17 protein-coding genes are annotated in these 19,576 nt (G+C 49.9%); 2 read left to right on the forward strand and 15 right to left on the reverse strand.

All coding sequences use genetic code 11. The annotated features are described in order from the left end of the window. The first annotated feature begins 9 nt into the window (after positions 1-9). Complete coding sequence (locus tag I8J29_RS02855) at positions 10-1,047, forward strand: LacI family DNA-binding transcriptional regulator (RefSeq protein ID WP_208846081.1); 1,038 nt, start codon at positions 10-12, stop codon at positions 1,045-1,047. A gap of 385 nt (positions 1,048-1,432) precedes the next feature. Then, positions 1,433-2,050 carry a hypothetical protein gene (locus tag I8J29_RS02860; protein WP_208846083.1) on the forward strand — a complete coding sequence of 206 codons (618 nt, stop codon included), beginning with the start codon at positions 1,433-1,435 and terminating at the stop codon, positions 2,048-2,050. A gap of 206 nt (positions 2,051-2,256) precedes the next feature. On the opposite strand, the gene I8J29_RS02865 is transcribed toward I8J29_RS02860, so the two are convergent. The 15 genes from I8J29_RS02865 to I8J29_RS02935 form a co-directional block, all read right to left on the reverse strand. Beyond that, positions 2,257-3,300: a FecCD family ABC transporter permease gene (locus I8J29_RS02865; RefSeq protein WP_208846085.1), complete on the reverse strand. Its 1,044-nt coding sequence runs from the start codon at positions 3,298-3,300 to the stop codon at positions 2,257-2,259. Beyond that, on the reverse strand, positions 3,300-4,334 hold the full coding sequence (locus I8J29_RS02870; RefSeq protein ID WP_240545831.1) for a FecCD family ABC transporter permease: 1,035 nt from the start codon (positions 4,332-4,334) through the stop codon (positions 3,300-3,302). Before I8J29_RS02870 ends, I8J29_RS02865 begins: the two co-directional genes overlap by 1 nt. 85 nt (positions 4,335-4,419) lie before the next feature. Continuing rightward, positions 4,420-5,475, reverse strand: a complete 1,056-nt coding sequence (locus I8J29_RS02875) for an ABC transporter substrate-binding protein (RefSeq protein ID WP_208846089.1) — start codon at positions 5,473-5,475, stop codon at positions 4,420-4,422. Between the two features lie 396 nt (positions 5,476-5,871). Beyond that, positions 5,872-6,696, reverse strand: coding sequence for an oxidoreductase (locus I8J29_RS02880; protein WP_208846091.1), 825 nt, complete (start codon positions 6,694-6,696; stop codon positions 5,872-5,874). A 482-nt stretch (positions 6,697-7,178) separates the two neighbouring features. After that, a complete protein-coding gene (locus tag I8J29_RS02885) occupies positions 7,179-8,144 on the reverse strand; it encodes an oxidoreductase (protein WP_208846093.1) in 966 nt (321 codons plus the stop codon). A 121-nt stretch (positions 8,145-8,265) separates the two neighbouring features. Beyond that, positions 8,266-9,012: an SDR family NAD(P)-dependent oxidoreductase gene (locus tag I8J29_RS02890; RefSeq protein ID WP_208846095.1), complete on the reverse strand. Its 747-nt coding sequence runs from the start codon at positions 9,010-9,012 to the stop codon at positions 8,266-8,268. A 394-nt stretch (positions 9,013-9,406) separates the two neighbouring features. Continuing rightward, positions 9,407-11,548, reverse strand: a complete 2,142-nt coding sequence (locus tag I8J29_RS02895; RefSeq protein ID WP_208846097.1) for a heavy metal translocating P-type ATPase — start codon at positions 11,546-11,548, stop codon at positions 9,407-9,409. Beyond that, positions 11,538-11,903 (reverse strand): ArsR/SmtB family transcription factor, encoded by a 366-nt coding sequence (locus I8J29_RS02900; RefSeq protein WP_208846099.1) that lies wholly within the window; start codon positions 11,901-11,903, stop codon positions 11,538-11,540. The genes I8J29_RS02895 and I8J29_RS02900 overlap by 11 nt, the downstream gene beginning before the upstream one ends. Before the next feature lie 260 nt (positions 11,904-12,163). After that, positions 12,164-12,622, reverse strand: coding sequence for a hypothetical protein (locus I8J29_RS02905; RefSeq protein ID WP_208846101.1), 459 nt, complete (start codon positions 12,620-12,622; stop codon positions 12,164-12,166). A gap of 2 nt (positions 12,623-12,624) precedes the next feature. Next, positions 12,625-13,407 carry a hypothetical protein gene (locus I8J29_RS02910; RefSeq protein ID WP_208846103.1) on the reverse strand — a complete coding sequence of 261 codons (783 nt, stop codon included), beginning with the start codon at positions 13,405-13,407 and terminating at the stop codon, positions 12,625-12,627. 397 nt (positions 13,408-13,804) lie between these two features. Then, positions 13,805-14,665, reverse strand: a complete 861-nt coding sequence (locus I8J29_RS02915; RefSeq protein WP_208846105.1) for a phytanoyl-CoA dioxygenase family protein — start codon at positions 14,663-14,665, stop codon at positions 13,805-13,807. Between the two features lie 473 nt (positions 14,666-15,138). Continuing rightward, positions 15,139-16,230, reverse strand: coding sequence for an FUSC family protein (locus tag I8J29_RS02920; RefSeq protein WP_208846106.1), 1,092 nt, complete (start codon positions 16,228-16,230; stop codon positions 15,139-15,141). A gap of 202 nt (positions 16,231-16,432) precedes the next feature. Next, positions 16,433-17,227 carry an ABC transporter ATP-binding protein gene (locus tag I8J29_RS02925; RefSeq protein WP_208846108.1) on the reverse strand — a complete coding sequence of 265 codons (795 nt, stop codon included), beginning with the start codon at positions 17,225-17,227 and terminating at the stop codon, positions 16,433-16,435. Beyond that, positions 17,227-18,150 carry an ABC transporter permease gene (locus I8J29_RS02930; protein ID WP_208846110.1) on the reverse strand — a complete coding sequence of 308 codons (924 nt, stop codon included), beginning with the start codon at positions 18,148-18,150 and terminating at the stop codon, positions 17,227-17,229. The genes I8J29_RS02925 and I8J29_RS02930 overlap by 1 nt, the downstream gene beginning before the upstream one ends. A gap of 69 nt (positions 18,151-18,219) precedes the next feature. Beyond that, on the reverse strand, positions 18,220-19,236 hold the full coding sequence (locus I8J29_RS02935) for an ABC transporter substrate-binding protein (protein WP_208846112.1): 1,017 nt from the start codon (positions 19,234-19,236) through the stop codon (positions 18,220-18,222). Between the last annotated feature and the right edge of the window lie 340 nt (positions 19,237-19,576).

The raw sequence follows: 19,576 nt of genomic DNA on the forward strand, positions 1-19,576 counted from the left end.
TGGAAACTGGTGAACAAAAAAGTAACCACCTACGACATCTCCAATGAATTAGGTATTTCTAGAAACACGGTATCAAAGGCACTGAATAATCACGCAAGCATTTCGGAAGAGACCAAAAAAAAAGTCTTTGAACAGGCTATTGCAATGGGTTATAAGAAAATGGTTCCCGGCACCGGCGAACGAACCGCTATTTCCCAAAGCACGAAGTGTATTGCCTATTTAACTCGAATCGACAGGAGTACAAACGGATATTGGATGAACCTGATGAGGGGCGTCGAGGATGTACTCAGAGGAAGCGGTTACGACATGAAGATGTCGTTTATCAAAGATGAGGATATCATTTCCCTCACGGTGCCTCCCATGCTGAACAGTACAATTGACGGATTTGTCGTAGTGGGAATGTTGAACAAGGCCTACACCGAGAAATTACTGGCTCATTCCCTGCCCAAGGTTTTTATTGATTTGAATGCCGAGCTGCCGATAACCGACCTCAAAGCCGATCTTGTACTGATGGAGAGCGAGGAAAGCGTGTACCGGATTACCCGTCATCTCATTGAGTCGGGGCACCGCGAGATCGGTTTTATAGGAGATATTTCGTCCCGAAGCTTTCGTGAGCGTTGGATAGGATATAGTAGAGCCCTTCATGAAGCAAATATTCCACAGAATCCAAGCTACTGCATAACGAGTACGCATTCTATAAGTTATCAATCCTTTGAAGGCATTGCCGATACGCTTGGAGCTCTCGAACAGCTTCCTACCGCATTAGTTTGCGGTAACGACCTTATGGCGCTTCACGCCATCCGGTTCGTAAAGGAGAAAGGTTTGCGGGTTCCGCAAGATATCGCTATATCCGGTTTTGACCAGATGAAAGAAACCGAGCTTCTGGATATTTCGCTTACAACGGTTGCGAATAATGAGTTTCAACTGGGGTTGCGGGCCGCAGAGGAGCTTCTGTACCGGATCCAGCGGCCAAATAGGGCTTTTGAGGTGATTCACCTATCTACAAAGGTTATCTTCGGGGAAAGCACACATACGACACGCCCCTGACGCAATGCCCGCTTTATCTTGCCGCAACGTAACTAAACTGCGAATTGGGTATTCTGTGCCAGTAGATGAGATTAGTTTAAAATCAAATCTTTCCGTAGAAAGTATGACGGTACTGGCGGCGTTTGGCTGAAACCATAACCAAAAATAGGGCGTACTCCAAGGTCAATCATTGACTTCGAAGTATGCCCCTTTATTTTACTTATCGATTCTTACCGTCTTCGTCTTCCCATCCCAGTTTACCTTCGCCCCGAATGTTTCGCTTACCACTGCGCTTATGTAGAATGCAAGCGGCCAGTCGCAATCAATATAGACAACAAGCCCGACTTCGGCACGCCATGCAACATTTTTGCATCCTTTCCGTCAAAAAAAGGGAGGAGGTGTTCACATGAGTTTGGCAAGAAAAATGAAGCTGACGCTGGGGATTGCTGCAATGGTGCTGGCGCTTGCCGCATGCTCAGGGAATAACGCCGCGAACTCGGGAAACGATGATGCGCCTGCCGTGGCCGGAACCGACCAACCGCCAAATGATACAGTTACGGTCCGACTGCCTGCCGAAAAAACGTTCGAGTTAGAACTGGAAGGCATGCAGGAAGAAAAGACAGCGATGCTTGCCGAAGGCAACGGATATTCCCTCTATGTATTCGATATTTTCAACTATGATGCGGCCAACGGCAAGCTCATGATGGATTTCGACAAGAATTACAATGTGGAAATTGAGAAACTGCCAGCGGACTATAATTGGGATGAATTAAAAAAGGAAGCCGAAGCGGAACTGTCGGAACTGGGCGAGGTTAGCGAGCTCCAGGATAACGAAATTCATCCGATGATGCAGGATGCTCGGCTTGTACTGAAAGCCAGCGCTAGTAACCTGACCAAGCTATATATTGTCAAAGACATCGGAGGCAGCACTTATGCGTTCAAAGTCAACAAGCCGCAAGGAGAAGCGAGCGATGGATTCGAGACTCACGCCTATGTGATGCTGAATTCTATCGTAACGCGATAATGCCGCGTCGAATCGTTCATTCGTCCTGATGTCCAAATCGGCGCATTCCACTATAAAAAGCGGTATATATTCCCGTAGGACCGCCGCCAATAATCGTCACCTCGTATAATTCGAGCTGCGCAGACAATCCCTATCCTCCTTCCGGCTCTTGTAACGCCCTTGTTATGATTAACATGATCAACTAATCGCGCCGAAACGCTCATCTATTAACGCTCATTTGCAGTAGCTAAGAGATAAAGAAAATACGGCGCTCCAATAATGGCGACGATTATCCCTGTGGGGATACCGGCAGGCGGTAGAATAACCCTGGATAACGTATCCGCAACAGACACTAGCACTGCCCCAACCAGCGCGCACACGGGTATAAGGATACTATGTCTGGAACCTACTAACCGTCTGGCGAGGTGAGGCGCGATCAGCCCCACGAAGCTTATACTCCCGCTGACGGACACACAGGACGCCGCCAAAGCCACGGAAACAAATAACAACTTTCTGTGCTGTTTCACAACCGAAACACCCAAGCTGTATGCGGTGTCATCACTCATGCTCAGTACGTCTAATTTTCTCGAGTTGTACATTAAGTAGGGGATCAAGATGAGAAGCCACGGAAGCAGGGCAATCACGAATTGCCAATTGCTCCCCCATATATCGCCTGCTCGCCACGCGGCTACAAAGTCATATTGTTCCTCGCTTAGTTTAATGACAAGTACGATGGTCAGGGCAGAGATTCCCGCCTGCATGGCAATGCCTGTTAATATCAATCGCATGGGCGCAATGCCATCCGTTTTTTTGTAGGCAAGAACAGTGATCAAAATAGCCGTCAACCCGGCACCTAGTAAGGCTAAAAAAGGCAGCGTAAATATAGACAAGAAGGATTCCGTGCCAACAAACATGGTAAATAGAATAACCATCAGCCCTGCGCCTGCCGTTATACCAAGCAATCCAGGATCTGCCATCGCGTTTTTTGTTACTCCCTGAACCGTACATCCAGATAAAGCGAGCCCGGCACCTACAAGTATGGATAAGGTTATTCGTGGCAACCGGAAATCGAATAAGATTACATTTTCCCTCTCCGTTCCTCCCCCGAATAAAGTGCGCAGCGTATCAAGCGCGGAGAGCTTTGCATGACCGGTTTTCATACTGACAATAAAGGAAACTGCAAGTGCGCACGCACACATGAGAACGATCGCTATATTTCGAAACGCCACCTTGTTCTCATACGCTTGGTTCTTCTTGATCAGGTCATTCATTACACCGCCCTCCTTTGCCTGCGCGCTAAATAAAGGAAGAAAGGAATGCCGATCAACGCAGTCAGCACACCAATAGGCGTTTCAAACGGCGGGTTTAACATACGCGCACCCAAATCCGCGCTCACCATCAGGATGGCTCCTAAAACGGCCGATGCAGGTATAATCGCACGGTAATCCACCCCTACCAGAAATCTGGTTACGTGCGGTACGACCAAACCCACGAATCCTACCGCGCCGACAGCCGATACCGAAGTTCCGGCTAGAACCAGCACAGTCAGTGAGCATAGCAAGTTGATCAGCTTCGTATTTAAGCCCAAGCCCTTTGCAACATCATCTCCCAGATTGAGGAGCGATATATACCGAGAAAGGACAATAGCACTAATCAATGCTAGGCATATCCAGGGAGACATGAGAGTAACCTGTTTCCATGTGCTGCCAGCAACACCGCCCGCCATCCAAAACATGATGTTTTGCGAAACTTTGTTATACAGCGCAATCCCCTGGCTTAGCGCGGTAAACAAAGCACCGACAGCTGCGCCTGCCAGCACAATCCGCATGGGCGTTGCAGCACTGCGGCGATACATGGCGATTCCGTTGACCATTAAGTAGGCGATCGTTGCACCGATAAAGGAAAAAATAATGACATTATTGTATCCAATTTGCGGAAAGAACGCGATGCAAACGGACAGAGCCAAGCCAGCGCCGGCATTAAGACCCAAAAGGCCGGAATCTGCCATGGGATTGCGCGTTATGCCTTGCATGACTGCGCCTGAAACTGCAAAAGCGGCGCCGACCAGAGCGCTGGCAAGCACACGGGGTATACGTAGGTCGACAATGACGATGTGCGACATGTTGTTACGGTCAAGGTTGAAGATCGCTTCCCAGATCATTGAAAACGGAATAGGTTTGGCTCCCTGCGTAACAGAAAACGCCATCAATAGCAGCAGGGCGATACTCCCGCCAAGCATAAGGAAAGCCTTCATTCCGTTTTTATTTTGAATGTCGGAAGATGTAGCAACGGATTTAGAAACCATTCTGAACGCCCTCATTCTACTGGATATAACACAAGAAATCGGGTGACTGGTATAGTCGGCCCGATTTCCTATGCGGTTTTATTCTTTATTTAACAATGCTTTCTACCACTTTTTCTATCGCAAGCTTCTGGCTTAGCGGGGCGCCTGCCATAGATCCTGGAGGAAGATTGAACACGTGATTAGCTTTCACTGCCTTCAAATTTTTCCATATTGCAGTGTCCTCAGTACCAGGCATAAGCCAGGTTGGCGCATAATTGTCTTTCTCCGCACCGTCTATATTATCCAAAAAAATGTAATCCGGATCCAACTCTGCCAATCCTTCCAGCGATATCTGGGTATATTTCTCGGGGTAACCTTTCGGTGGAGTCAAGCCAAACCCCGTCTTATCAAACCATGGGGTTCGACCAGCAGGATCGGAGCCGACAAGGCCAAAGGTATTATTACCCTGGTCGGCCATGACAACCGAAGTGTTGTCCATGTATGGAGCCAACTTTTCACGGGATGTCGCGATTAAGCTTTCTAGATCGGCGATAATTGTCGCAGCTTCTTTCTCTTTGCCCAGGACCTTAGCATAGTCGTTTAAAACATCTTGCCACGTTTGAGAGTCAAACATCAGCGTGGGTGCAACCTTATTGTATGCTTCATAATCAGCACTATCGTTAGCTGTTGCTACAATTAAATCCGGAGAGACTTCCATCATTTGCTCAAAGCCTTGAGAGTCGGCCAATTCTGTGATGTTTAATTTATCTGCCATCGGCTTGAGCGCTTCTCTGGTCATAATAAACGACTTTGCTCTCGGTGCCGCGACCGGCGGCACACCAAGCGCTATCAGTGTTTCTATGTGTCCGAAATAAGCCGGGATTACTCTTTCAGGGGCCTTCTCAAAAGTAACGGTATGCCCAAGATCATCCGTGATCGTTCGCGGCCACTCGCTTTCGGAAGTTGATGCCGTTGCGTCGGATCCAGCTTCTGTATCTGTAGCAGCTGCTTCTGGACTTGCAGAAGCAGCTTCCGTCGCAGGTTGAACGCTGGCGTTGGATTCAGTATCGTTGTTACCGTTATTCGAGCAACCAACGAGCAGAACCATAATAATAGCAGAGAAAATTAGTGCCTTTAACGAAATCTTGCGTTTTGCTTGCATGTCTAAAACCATCCCTTTTCTCATTTTTATTCCGTAATCCTGTTCAAATCCTATCATTCATTGATAATGATTATCAATATCGATAATTGTATATATATGTTAGCGTTGTGTCAATTACAAAACGCAAAAAACTTTGCCCGACGCTACAATGACCAGAAGACCATCTGTTGAAAGTTGTTCGCATCGTATTCGAATCGGATCAGCTCGCCAAGGTAGAAGTCTCGAGTCCCGCGTTGCTGCTATTTTTAAAACTTGAAAAGGCTGCCGGACATTTCGTCGGCAGCCTATTTTCGTTGTGTGTCACCTATCGCATCAGAATAAATTTCCACTCAGCGGCCTTTAATGAGATCCTGTTCTTGTCACCCGACAGCGATTTACGCAGCTTAGACATGCTCCTCAATAATCGGTCGATATGCTCAATTGTTCCCACTGTTTGGTTTCATCAAGCTTAGCTTGGTCTACCATATTTGCGATTTTCACTGCGTCACTGCCCATCAATAACCGAAGGGGTGGGTTTTCGGCGTTCGCAATCGTAATGATTGCTCGTGCTCCTTTTACCGGGTCTCCCGGTTGCTTGCCGCTTGATTCTCTCGTTCTTTGCAGCATCAGTCCTACCGTGGATGTATAGTTTTCTCCTGGTTCAACATGCTGCATGGAAGCACCCGCCCAATCTGTACGGAATCCGCCAGGCTCAACGATGGATACTTTTATTCCAAGCGGCGCGACTTCTTTGGACAACACTTCGGAAAATCCTTCTACAGCCCATTTAGCAGTTTGATAAGCCCCCAGGCCTGGTGCACCCGTCCGTCCGCCGACGGAAGAAATTTGAATAATATGTCCGGACTTTTGTTTGATCATATAAGGAAGAACGCCTTTGGATACGTGAATAACGCCCCACAAGTTCGTTTCGATTTGCGCCCTAAAATCTTCTTCGGAAGTTTCTTCGATAGCAGCGATATTTCCGTATCCCGCATTATTGACGACCACATCCAATCTTCCAAAAACATCAAATGCCGTTGCAATTGCTTTCCTCACTTCGTCCGTCTTGGTTACATCCAGCGATACGGGATGAACTTGCGAACCATAACGGTCAACAAGGTCCTGTAGCTGATCTGCTTTGCGTGCCGTTGCAATTAATTTGTCTCCGGAAGCCAGTACCTCTTCGGCCAATGAACGACCCAAACCCCGAGAGCTACCCGTAATCAGCCACACCTTAGTCATTTTTTTATCACTTCTCCTTCTAAAAGTATCTTCGTATCTTCGTATTGGAGTCTTGATTCCAACATAATTGAGTGCCGTATTTTTTCAATTACTCCATTAAGTATTGTTAATATCCCTAAGAAATATTCGGAAACAGCAGTAAAGATTAAGAAAGACAAGCAGCTTTGAGTATCCTTCAAAACTGCCCATTGCTTCAACGAACAACGGCAGCCGAAATGTGGGCGCTAGTTGAACAAAAGCAGCCGAACATTTCTGGTCGGCTGCCAAGAGTGAGAATTGGAAATTAGTCATGCGATAGAAGAAATGAGTTCGGCAAGCAAAGCTTTTATCCGATTCAGTAGGCTTATCTTCGAGGAGGAAGCCTGCATATAGATCTTGAGAAACCGTTTCTCTTCCGCCCACTTCCAAGCTTCCGCTTGTTTTAGTTCCACCAGCTTCTGACGCTCGTAGTCATTTAACATCTTTCGCTTCAGGGCCCCCGGTCAGGTCTCGAAATTTATGCCGGTCATGTCCTCGCTGAGCTGCCACAGTCGCTCCGCCATAACGGGATCAATGGCCCAGGTCATGACGCCCGGCTGCCCCATCGGGGTATCGGCAGGCACGACTTTGGCGATATCAACATTTTCGCAGTAGACGCCGCCTTTGCCGTCAAGCTGGGCGCTTGCCGCGCACCATACGCTTGTCGCCGCGCCTTGCTCAGGAGTTTTTAAATTGCTGTTCCGGCGTCCGGCACGAATCTCGTCATTCGACAGATGACGCGTCAGATCAGTCTCGATTATGCCTGGGTGCACGGAGAAGGCGCGCACGCCGGATGCATATCCTCGTTTGTCCAGTTCGACGGCAAACAGCGCATTGGCGGATTTTGATTGTGCATAGGCAATCCACTTATCATATTCCCTCCGCTCGAATATCGGATCGTCGAAATCGACGCCTCCAAGGCGGGCAGCCCCCGATGAGACGGCGACCACCCTGGCCCCGCCTGACTGTTTCAAGGCTGGCCAGAGCCGCGCCGCAAGCTGGAAGTGCCCCAGATGATTGGTAGCGAACTGGGATTCGTATTCCCGGGCGTCGCGCGCCAACGGAGTAGCCATAATGCCGGCGCTGTTCACGAGAATGTCCAGTTGCCTTCCCGAATCGAGAAACCGCCGCGCAAAAGCATCAACCGACGCCGGGTTAATGAGATCCAACTCCTCTAGCTCCACCCGCGGAATGCCGGCGAGCGAAGTGCGAGCTTTCTCCAACGTACGTGCAGGCACGACTACCGTCGCTCCTGCTTTTGCTAGAACTCGAACGGTCTCCAGGCCGATTCCTGAGTAACCTCCCGTTACAATGGCGGTTTTTCCAGTAAGATCGCGACCGCCAAGCGCTTCCGTCGCCGTTGTATCATGCCCGAAGCCCGATGGTATTGGCTGCTGTGGCGTAATCGGATATCCGTTAATTGTCCTCATGTTAACCGTCTCCTTTTAATTCTAGCGAGTTGTTGGCCCGGATTTCTCGTCCAATACACCTGCGAGCGAATCAGCCGCATTTTATTCGGACGGCGTCCAAGATACGGGAGAATGTATACGATTAGTGTACGCCGCCTGAAGCGTTAATTCTCTCACCCGTCAGCCATGCGGCGTCGTCCGAGGCGAGGAAGACGACCGTCGGTGTAATATCCTCAGGCTGTCCGAAACGGCCGCCGAGCGGCGTTGTCGCGGCAAACGCCTTTCCGGCCTTGCTGGCAACGAAACCGGCGTTACCCTCAGTATCTGTATAGCCCGGGGCAACGGTATTGACGCGAATGTTACGCGAACCAAGCTCTTTCGCGAGCGCTAATGTCATCGTATCCACTGCCCCTTTGCTCGACGCGTAAAGCATAGTAGTCGGAACCGGAGTCTTGCTTGCGATCGTTCCGATATTGATGATGCTTCCACCTTCCTTAGGGAAGTGCTTCAACGCTTGCTGCGTGGTCAGAATCGGCCCGAGCACGTTAATGTTATAGTGGCGATAGAAAAGCGCCTCCGTCACATCCTCGACCGGTTGGAATTCGAATATTCCGGCGTTGTTGACCAGGATGCTCGGCGTGCCGAAAGCCTTTTTCGTTTCCTCGAACAGCCGCTCGACATCCGCGGCTTTGGATATATCCCCCTGAACGGCAATGGCCTTGCCGCCAAATTCAGAAATAACCGAAACGACGCGCTCTGCCCCTTCACGACTCGAGGAATAGTTGACGACGACCGTCGCGCCTGCTTCCGCCAAACCCTTCGCGATTCCTGCTCCGATCCCCTTCGACGCGCCTGTTACGATTGCTACTTTACCGTTTAAATTTGCCATGTTTTATATCCTCCACTCCTGATTTATGATAATTATTTTTGTTTTCATCGTTCTTCGCTTTACCTGCGCTGTAATGGGATCGATCGTTCTCATAATAGAAACTCCTACAACCTTTTGTCAACGCATCTACTGCAAACTTAATATTTCATAATTTATGCCAGTTAGTCATTTATTCACGATTTATATTTTACCGATCGTTCTCATTATGGTAAAATCGTAATCAAGAAGTGAAAACGATGACAAGAAGTAAAGAGTTCGATAAAAAAGAAGGACCTAGTTACGCATATAGGCGTACAACGCAGAAGCATGTATAGTCTGGCGGCCTTAATCATCCAATGGAGTATTGTTCTTGTGTTTAAAAAGAGCCATTGCCGACATTGGCAATGGCTCTTGCTTAATTCTTTATTTTGAGCAATCGCATGCTATTGAGAATGACGACTAGCGCCGCTCCCGTATCGCTAATTACGGCAATCCATAATGTGAGAATTTCCGGAAAAATCAAAATTAGAGCCGCTGCCTTGATCATCAGAGAAAATGCAATATTCTGTTTTATAATTCTCATCGCGGTTCGACTCAATCGCATCGTATGCGGGAGTTTTTCCAAATTGTCCGCCATGAGCACAATGTCGGCCGTCTCTATGGCGGTATCCGTGCCGGCGCCGCCCATGGCTATGCCCACATCCGCCGTTGCAAGCGCCGGCGCGTCATTGATGCCATCTCCGACCATGGCCACCGTATGGCCTTCTTCCTGCAGCTGCCGAATGACGGAAGCCTTATTTTCGGGCAGAAGCTCGCTCCCGGAACGGGTTACGCCCGTTAGCGCGGCAATTTTTTTGGCGGTCCCTTCGTTATCGCCCGTCAGCATGATGACCTCGCGGATGCCTTCGCGCCGCAGTCCGGATATCGCCGCAACCGACGCTGCTCGTATCCTGTCGGCGACCGCAATAACGCCGAGCATACGATCGACCGTGCCTACGATAACAATCGTGTTTCCTTCTTGCTGCAGAGCTCGAATCTGTTCTCCAAGTCCGCCAAGGGAAGCCCGAAGCTCCTGGAATAAAGTCATACTACCGGCATAATAGAGCTGACCATGAATGATTGCCCCTACCCCTTTACCCGGCAGGTTGCGGAATTGCTCGCCTCGCGCCGGCGCGATCCCCCTCTCCTTCGCGTATTGAACGACGGATTTTGCAATGGGATGGGTTGAATATTCTTCCAGTCCGTAAGCGATGGCTAGCAGCTCCGCGTCGCTCCCCTCCGACGGAATGACTTGCGACACCATTGGTTTGCCCTCGGTTAACGTACCGGTTTTATCAAAGGCGATCGCAGATACCTTGCCCGCCAGTTCCAGAAACGCGCCGCCCTTAATGAGCACGCCGTTTCGCGCCGCATTGCCGATTGCAGCTACGATCGCGACGGGCGTAGAGATGACTAATGCGCACGGGCACGCCACGACCAATAATTCAAGTCCCTTATAGAACCAGGCGCTCCATGCCCCGAAACCTATGATCGGCGGGAAGATCATGACCGCCAAAGCAAGCAGAAAGACAATCGGCGTGTAGACGCGCGCGAACTTATCGACAATAGCCTCCGTCGGCGCTTTTTTCTCTTGGGCTTCTTCGACGAGATGAACGATTTTGGCAAGGGTCGTGTCCTGCGCCAGCTTCGTGGCTTGAATTTCCAGAAGCCCTTCTTCATTGATCGTTCCGGCATAGACGGGATCGCCCGGAAGCTTGTCGACTGGAATCGACTCCCCGGTAATCGGAGCCTGATTGACGCTGGACTGCCCAGCGACGACGGTGCCGTCAAGCGGAATCTTGTTGCCAGGTTTGACGACCATCATCTCTCCGATTCGAATCTCTTCTACGGGCTTCCTTAGAAGCTGGCTGCCGCTTCGGATGTCTGCTTCGGCAGGCGCAAGATCAATGAGATTTCGAATGGAATCACGGGTTTTCTCGATGGATCGTGCCTGAAGCATATTTCCCAGCGCAAACAACCAAACCACGGTCGCGCCTTCGAGCCATTCCCCGATCGCCGCGGCACCGATCACTGCGGCCGTCATCAGGACGTTCATGTCAAGGGAACGGCTTCTAGCCGCATAATACGCGCTTCGTGCCGGCTTATACCCTCCTATAACGATGGCGATGCCATACAACGCATTCACAAGCATCGACTGAACTCCGGCATGCGAACCAAGAAACCCGCAAACCAACAAAACGCCAGCGATGACGACGGCATTATTTTCGCTGCGATTCTTCGTCGCTTCTCGGCTACGTCCGACTGAGCCTGCCGGCACTGCTTTATAACCGGCTTGAGCAACTGCTTGAATCACCTCTTCGACGGAATTGTCATGCTCGATGGTCATTTTCCCCGAAGTAAAATGGACGCTTACTTGCTTGACGGCCGTGTTCATCTTCAAATGGTTCTCGATCGTCAGCGCGCAGGAGCTGCAATCCATCCCTTCAATCGTATAGGTTCGCATAGCTCTTGATGGCTCGATCCGTTCAAGCGCGTGAGACTCTTGTTCATCGCTCATAGGAAGTCTTCCCTCCGGCGTTTGAGCAGCAATCCAGCTCGTCGTTTTTCTCGCATGCCTCAACTTCGGCTTCAACCTGCGAAAATACGCGCTCCATGAGATCCAGCAGTTGCGTGACTTGTTCGTTCCTTATGCTGTAATAGACATGCTTGCCTTCCTGACGGCTTACAAGGACGCCGCAGCCTTTAAGACAAGCTAAATGCTGAGATATATTGGATTGGTTCCCGTTTAAGGCCACAACGATTTCAGACACTGTCTTTTCGGAGGTTTTGATGCAATCGAGTATCTGCAGTCTAGTTTTATCGCTGAATCCTCGAATGAACTTGGCTTTCACGTCCAGCTTCGTCTTCGTCACTTAGGATCACCTGCTTGATCATATTAGCAACTTCTAATATTAAAATATTAGTGTTACCTAATATGTGTGTCAAGACGCAAGAAAAAAAGCTGCAATTTACAACAGCTTTTAAAGGATCACGTTCAGTCACCCGACTCGAGCCGATCATTATGTAGCGCTACGCAGCCGTTTCTTTCAGTGCCCTATATAAATAAGTGCCTGCTGCCGCACGATTTTTCGCCTTCTCCGGCTCCATTGACTCCCGCTATCGGAACGGTTCTTTATCTCGTCCTTGCGAGTCCAAGCGCCCGATGGTCCCAAAGGATATCTTCAACGACGGAGGCTTGTCCTTCCTCGCACGTTACGACGACGACCACTTCGCCTTTCTTCCCCTGCTTGATTTGAGTTTGGTTTTTCTCTCGTTTGATTAAGTAAATGACCCAGCTGAGGATTATGCCTACGATAAATCCGATTACGGCTCCTACGATCCCCCAGATGATCGGCCCTCCTTGCCATACGAAACCTTTGCTTGCTCCTACCGTCGAGAACAGAAAGGCAAAAATCATCCCCTTATCGATGAACGACACGCCGTCGGCGCGATGGATACTATCCAGGAGTCGCGGTTCCCGCTTGCGCAGGTCTAGCGGTACGGCGTAAATTGAAGCAACCTTCTTTTCCTCCAGTTCCGTCAAGGCGATTTCCAGCAAGCTCGAGTGTTCAAACGTTGCAATGATTTGCATGATTATTCCTCCTCGATGGCAAGTGTGAATCCCGCCGGCTGGTACTTTTCGATCAAGTACGTTTTTTGGGCGTCGATAAACAACTTGTTATTCTCTACGGTATTTGTGTACGCGTCATAGATCGTGAAGAAATAAAAGGACGGTAAATACAATAACCATTGTTCGTCAAGGACGGCCGCGGAGGTACGAACATGTCCTAATATCAGATGGTGCACGGCTAAGATGAAGTTGGACTGCCACACGATAATGATCGTACTGATCAAGATAAAACTAGCCAATACGATACGATGAAGATACAGTTGACCGAGACTCGGTATCCCCATCGACCAAAACGCGGCCACCCATGGTTTACGTCTATCCAGGTAGTTGATCTCCAAAGCGCCGATACTGAAGACGTTAAATGGCCCCTTTTCGCGTTGAGCCAGTAGATAAACTTTATTCAAATCGACGGTTGACCGATAGCTGTCATAAATTGCGAATAAATACACGGGGATGTAGAGGGACATGAACTTCGGATCTAACGCATCTCTTGTGGCTTGGAATTGACCGTTAAAGGTGTAGACGATGGCTGCATTTAGGTGGATTTTTTGGTTGATGAACACTTCCCACATAATCAGTGCATAGCCGCGAAGATATTTGTTCAACAGCAAGTGACCAAAACCCGGGAAGGCCAAGGACCAGCAAGCAATCGTATATGGATTACGCTTATGAAGTTGCGTGGTCCCCAGTATGCTCACATGCGCCATGTAACGTTGGCTGCGGAATTTTTCCCTGAAATTCTCCATCGTCTGCCCTCGATTCATTCCAATTGGGATTATATTCCCCTGTCCAGATGATGAATATTCGGTATTACGTTACGCTTTGTTTTGTCGCTGGAGACTCCGAGCGCGATTGCATCGTTTTAGGACAAGAATAAGCCGGCCATACCGACCCATATGCGTACGCGGCGATGTCAGATCATATCCGCGACGCCGATCAAGAGGCGAAAAAGAAAAAAGCTTGATTTCTCAAGCTTTTTTCTCAATATGTCCCTCTTTTGTGCCCTTGGACATTCGTCATTGCGGCCGGCGCGCTTGTGCTGCCTAGGATCGCTGCACTCTTCCTGCCAAGCATCGGGAATGAGATAAAGTTCTTGTCGATTTCGGAAATGGGATCAAATGCTTGTCATCCGACAAGAGACACTCATGCGTCACCCCATGCATCCAATCCGAGCAATTTTCTGCCAAGCGGCGTTAGTTCGGGCGGACCGTCAAACTCGGTTTGTTCCCATTTTCTCGGATCTCCAGGGAAGGCATGGTGATTCTCGGGCGCGCTGCGCTCTCTCCACATCTTCACGCGTTGTTCCCTGGTCTGCTCGTTTCCCTCCGGGTACATCGTAATATATTGCGCGTAACGAGGGACGGTATTTCGGTTATGCCCGTTTCCGTGCGCCAGCAGCACGTCCCAGATGAGCAGATCTCCAGCCTTCCCGGGAATGGGCTGCACATCGTAACCTGTCAAATCTGGAACACGGGGATTCCGATCGGCGGGCTGCCGATCTAGGTACTGCTCCAAATCACGATATATCTCCGGCACGCATTGAAAACCGCCCTGATTCGCCTCCGTATCCGCCAAATAAAGAACGCCCTGCACTTTACGCCCTTTCGGAATCGGGCGCGGAAGGACGCTCGTATCCGTATCCCAATGAATAAAGCTGTTATCCAAATGTTGTTTATCCGCTCTCACTGGCGGCTTCATATTCACACGGTCAATGCTCACCCACAGTTTCTCCTCATCCAGCAGCGTCGAGAACGCGCCATAGACTTCTTCCAGCTGGCGATTGTCCCACATTGTTTGATGATGATACATTTCGACCATGCCGTCACGGTTCATCACGCTTTGCGGAGGGTTATACCAATTCTCAGGGTCGGATGCGTCCTTACCGAGGCAGGACCAAATCGCCTCAATGACCCTGTCGCAATTAGCTTTGGGAACGATGCCCTCCAGTTTCACATAACCGTTATGACGAAAAAAATCCACCTGTTCCTTGGTGATGTTAGTCATTTCCTTGTCCCTCCATGGATCCGAATTTTGTCTTGCCTTGTTTTCAGATTATGAAGTCGGTTCTGCTAATTCAACTATCCATTTTGCGTCCATCCAGACCCAATACCCCATTACCATTATATCACAGCGACCTTTTTCTGGAAGAAACGGCGTATACATTCTAACTTTAGTTGACATAAATATTATTTCGTCTACTAAGTTGAAAATAGGAAGCAGACCTCAATCACCTGAGCGGTTCACGACAAACATTTCAATATGTAAATATGAATTATTAAAGAAGACCTTTCTAGGATGGTACATTGACATAATGCCCGTTAGCGGAACAGGCTGCCGTTCAATGCCTGCAGCCTTTTTTCGTTGTGCTATTGTGTCCCGTTAGCTGAAGAACGACTTGTGTAAGTGTAAATTCTGCAAGCGTTGTTCTTCGACAAGACTAATTTGTGGCTACCCGATAATCGTTTTGAAATGAATGATTAAGTTTTCCCGACAACGTTTCCTTGAGAGGCGTTGTTCCATATATAAAAACCAAGAACATAAGCAAGTACGCAGCCAATCATAGTATCGAGCAATCGATATTCTAACAAGTGGGCTGTCACTGGACTGCCGGTGCTGAACATCATTAGCATTAACGGTGTCATAAGCATGGCATAGATCGCATAACTTCGATTTTTAAAAATGGGGCGAAGCGCGCCAAGTAATCCGATAACGACTACACTATTCCATTGCGGCAGAGACCACAGCAACAAACAGCTTCCGAGTAGTACGCCTGCCGCCGTACCTATGCCTCTTTGAAAAATACGTCTTTGCGAATAGGCTAAATCACGTTTAAGGACAATAGCCACTGTTAAGCCGATCCAGTAGGAACGTTCAAGATGGAAAACGATCCCCATCAATTGTGCCGCTATCATACATAATGCGACTCGAACTGTGTATTTCCAGCCTGTAAAATGAATTAATTTACTCCGCCACAGTGTAAATCGTTGCTTATAAGAAAGCTTAGCGGTTTGAACTGAAACGTTGTGGTCCGATTTCTGCATTAGGTATCCCGCAATGACAGATAAGATTATTCCCAATAAAGAACCTGATGCAAAATAAGCAGGTACTCTGAAAATGTCCTGATGCAACAATCCATCGCCCATGCTAGAACCAATAATGGAAAGTATCACAAACTGGACGCTGGCTATTGCAACAGATCTGCTTATGCCTCCCAGTAGGGCTGCCAATGTCGAAATCATGACGATTAAACCACCTGTCACCCAACCGTTCCCTGCTATAATGATGCCTATAAATATTGCAACTGTCCCTGTCGCCATTGTACGAAACAGTTCAGTTGCATGTTTCTTGATTGTTCCATTAGACGAAGTATCATTTGTAATCATTACACCAAAAGTAGATACTAATCCGAACATTAAATGATTCAGATAGAATCCTAAAGAAATGCAGCCTGCCATTCCGATAAACCCTGCGATAACTTGCGGGTAATTGATCGGCGCTTCATTAGACCATTGCAGTGTATCTTTCAATATAAATCCTAAGCCTGTGTATCCTTGGTCACTTTTACTCAATAGGTATCCACCGCTTTAGCTAAGTTCTGACGTAATGATAATGCCTGCCATTCTTTGACTCCCACCACAGTATGCTAGGGATCTATACGAATTGTAAAGTGACGACATTCTGTCGTTAAACTGCCGTTAGTTGAACAAAGACTGCTTGGGGCTCGTCTCGTAAGGAGACCTCACGCCAGCCTTCTCCTCTCTGATCTATCGATCAGCTCAGGACGATCCGATCGTCCGATAGAGGGTTACCGCTTATCCGCTCGAATTCGCCGAGCAGCTGCGAGACGGTAAGGCTGCCCTTCCGCGATTCCGGAATGTCCAGAATTATGCGTCCTTTGTCCATCATGATCAAGCGATTGCCTAAGCGAATTGCTTGCTCCATGTTATGCGTGACCATCAGCGTCGTCAGATTCGTCTCACGGACGATCTCTTCCGTCAGCGCCGTGATGAGCTCCGCACGCGCCGGATCAAGCGCTGCCGTATGCTCGTCCAGCAGCAAAATTCGCGGCTGCGTGAACGTCGCCATCAGTAAGCTGAGCGCCTGCCGTTCGCCGCCGGACAACAGACCTACCTTGGCGCTGAGCCGTTCCTCCAGCCCAATACCGAGGCGGTTCAGCTGCTCGCGAAACAGCCTGCGGCGGGAAGCGGTCACGCCCCAGCCAAGTCCCCGCTTCTTGCCGCGTTTGTACGCCATCGCCAAATTCTCCTCGATTGACATCGTCGGAGCCGTGCCTGCCAACGGATCCTGGAACACGCGTCCGATCCATCGGCTGCGCGCGTGCTCAGGTAGCTGCTGAATCGCTTTGCCGTCGATGCGCACCTCGCCGATATCCGGTTTCATGACGCCGGATATGATGTTCATCAGCGTCGATTTGCCGGCGCCGTTGCTGCCGATGACCGTCACGAAATCGCCGGGGTTCAGCTTCAGCCGAACGTTCATAAGCGCGATTTTCTCATCCGGCGTCGCCGGGTTGAACAGCTTCGATACTTGGTCGATTTCCAGCATTACGCTCGACCTCCCTGATTGCTTGCCCCGCCCAACAGCTCCTCGGTTCGCCTGCGGGCTAACGACTTCTGTCTTAAGGAACGCCTTGCGGTCGGAATGACCAAAGCCGCAATGACAATTAGCGCCGTCATGATTTTCAGGTCGGACGCATCCAGCAAATCGATACGAAGCGCCAACGCATGGATGATCCGATACGCGACGGAGCCCAGAACAACCGCAAGCGTGGCTTGGAATACCGAACGGAAACCGAAAATCGCTTCGCCGATAATGACGGAAGCCAAGCCCAACACGATCGTGCCGACCCCGCTGGCAATATCAGCGAAGCCGCCTTCCTGCGCAATGAGCGCCCCGGATAAAGCCACGAGCCCGTTGGAGAGGCTGGCGCCGAGAATTTTAGCCGTATCGGTATTTGCGCCGAGGCTGCGAATCATGCGGGCATTGTCGCCGGTCGCGCGAAGCGCCAGACCTAGGTCTGTATGGAGAAATGCGTCAAGCAGCAACTTTGCGACAAGCACCATGGCCACAAGCACAAGGATGAACACGGCGCGGTTATCCGATATCGCCGAGAACAAGGTATCCGAGCGAAGGAGCGAGATATTCGGCCTCCCCATCAGGCGCAAATTAATCGAATACAGCGCGATCATCATTAGAATACCGGCAAGAAGGCCGTTGATTTTGCCTTTCGTATGCAGCAATCCCGTACATGCGCCCGCAGCCAAACCGCAGACGAACGCGCAAAGCGTCGCAATAAACGGGCTGTGCCCGTGCGTAATCATGATCGCGGTAACTGCGCCTCCCGTAGTATAGCTACCGTCAACGGTCAAATCGGGGAAATCCAGTATGCGAAACGTGATATAGACGCCGAGCGCCATCAAGGCATACAGCAGCCCTAGCTCTACCGCTCCTGTCAATGCAACTAGCACCAGCCCAGCCTCCTCATAGAAACGGGGCGAGCGCCTCTGCCCGCTCACCCCAATCGTGGTTACTTGTGGTTATTCAATGATGTTGGCCGATGGATCCTTCACTTGGTTCTTCATCTCGTCCGTCACCGTGATGCCCTGTGCTTGCGCGGCCTTCAGGTTGAGAATTAGATCCAGCTTGTCCGGGATGGTTACTTTCATATCGGCCGGTTTCTTACCGTTCTTGAGAATATCGACCGCCATTTGGCCGACTTGATAGCCGTGGTCAAAGTACTTGAAGCCGACGGTTGCAAAAGCACCCGCTTCCACCGTATCCCGGTCGCTTGAGAAGAACGGGATTTTGTTGTCGTTTGCGACTTTGATGATGGAATCCACGCTGCTGACGACCGAGTTATCCAGTGCAATGTACAGTGCATCTGCCCGACCGACAAGCGATTCCGCCGCTTGGCTGACTTCAGAGGTTCCCGTTACGGGCGCTTTGAGAAGCTTGATCCCGTGAGCCGCAAGCGCCTTCTCCGCGTAGTCCGCCATGATAACCGCGTTTGATTCGCCTTCGTTAATGACCATGCCGACGGTCTTCACGTCCGGGAAATTGCCCGCGATAAAATCCATCAACTGCGTGATTGCCGCCGGATTCGTATCGGAAGCGCCGGAGACGTTGCCGCCCGGCTTGTCCAGACTGCCGACGATCTTATCCTTCAGCGGATCCGTGACAGCTGCGAACAGAACCGGCTTTTCTTTCTCCTGCTGCACGATGGCGAGTGCGGACGGGGTGGCAATGCCGAGAACGAGATCATAATCTTCGGATGCGATTTTTTGAGCGATCGAGAGGTTGTTGCCAGCATCGGCCTGTGCGTTGTTCATATCTACCTTGAGGTTATCGCCTTCTACGATGCCTGCGTCCTTCAGCGCCGCAAGGAAGCCCTCGCGGGTCGCATCGAGAGACGGATGCTCCACGTACTGCGAAATCGCAATGGAATAGTGTTTCGCGCTTGATCCGGAAGCACTATCGTTCTTGTTCCCGCAGCCGGTCACCGCCGCTAACGCGGCCCCGAATAGGAGCAGAACGGTCAGCATCTTCTTCTTCATTCCGTTACCTCCTTCAAGTTTGTTCACTTCCACGCTAACGCACTTCCGCTTGACTTGGCTATAGGTCGTGAGGACACAATTTCTCAATAATTACCATGAGCCTAGTAGTTATGACGCACGCCATAAACCCCGAGAATGTCCCTCCAAGGCAAGCGAGGGGAACGCAGTGTAAACAAAAAACGACCGCCCTCAAACGAATGTTCGAAAGCGGTCCTGCCGTGCCGGTGATGTTGGTTGATTGCCCCCAGTACAAATGAACGGTTGAAGCCATATAAACCGGTTGGTTTGATCTCCGTAATTATAAAATTTTACCAGTTCAAGGCACGGACCCATACCTAGA

This window comes from Paenibacillus artemisiicola (assembly GCF_017652985.1).
Classification (GTDB): Bacteria; Bacillota; Bacilli; order Paenibacillales; family Paenibacillaceae; genus Paenibacillus_Z; species Paenibacillus_Z artemisiicola.

What these genes read in the sequence shown, in the direction of transcription:
- I8J29_RS02860 (WP_208846083.1), top strand. Translation starts at nt 1,433, where the DNA reads ATGAGTTTGGCAAGAAAAATGAAGCTGACGCTGGGGATTGCTGCAATG.
- I8J29_RS02865 (WP_208846085.1), bottom strand. Translation starts at nt 3,300, where the DNA reads ATGAATGACCTGATCAAGAAGAACCAAGCGTATGAGAACAAGGTGGCG.
- I8J29_RS02870 (WP_240545831.1), bottom strand. Translation starts at nt 4,334, where the DNA reads ATGGTTTCTAAATCCGTTGCTACATCTTCCGACATTCAAAATAAAAAC.
- I8J29_RS02875 (WP_208846089.1), bottom strand. Translation starts at nt 5,475, where the DNA reads ATGCAAGCAAAACGCAAGATTTCGTTAAAGGCACTAATTTTCTCTGCT.
- I8J29_RS02880 (WP_208846091.1), bottom strand. Translation starts at nt 6,696, where the DNA reads ATGACTAAGGTGTGGCTGATTACGGGTAGCTCTCGGGGTTTGGGTCGT.
- I8J29_RS02885 (WP_208846093.1), bottom strand. Translation starts at nt 8,144, where the DNA reads ATGAGGACAATTAACGGATATCCGATTACGCCACAGCAGCCAATACCA.
- I8J29_RS02890 (WP_208846095.1), bottom strand. Translation starts at nt 9,012, where the DNA reads ATGGCAAATTTAAACGGTAAAGTAGCAATCGTAACAGGCGCGTCGAAG.
- I8J29_RS02895 (WP_208846097.1), bottom strand. Translation starts at nt 11,548, where the DNA reads ATGAGCGATGAACAAGAGTCTCACGCGCTTGAACGGATCGAGCCATCA.
- I8J29_RS02905 (WP_208846101.1), bottom strand. Translation starts at nt 12,622, where the DNA reads ATGCAAATCATTGCAACGTTTGAACACTCGAGCTTGCTGGAAATCGCC.
- I8J29_RS02910 (WP_208846103.1), bottom strand. Translation starts at nt 13,407, where the DNA reads ATGGAGAATTTCAGGGAAAAATTCCGCAGCCAACGTTACATGGCGCAT.
- I8J29_RS02915 (WP_208846105.1), bottom strand. Translation starts at nt 14,665, where the DNA reads ATGACTAACATCACCAAGGAACAGGTGGATTTTTTTCGTCATAACGGT.
- I8J29_RS02925 (WP_208846108.1), bottom strand. Translation starts at nt 17,227, where the DNA reads ATGCTGGAAATCGACCAAGTATCGAAGCTGTTCAACCCGGCGACGCCG.
- I8J29_RS02935 (WP_208846112.1), bottom strand. Translation starts at nt 19,236, where the DNA reads ATGAAGAAGAAGATGCTGACCGTTCTGCTCCTATTCGGGGCCGCGTTA.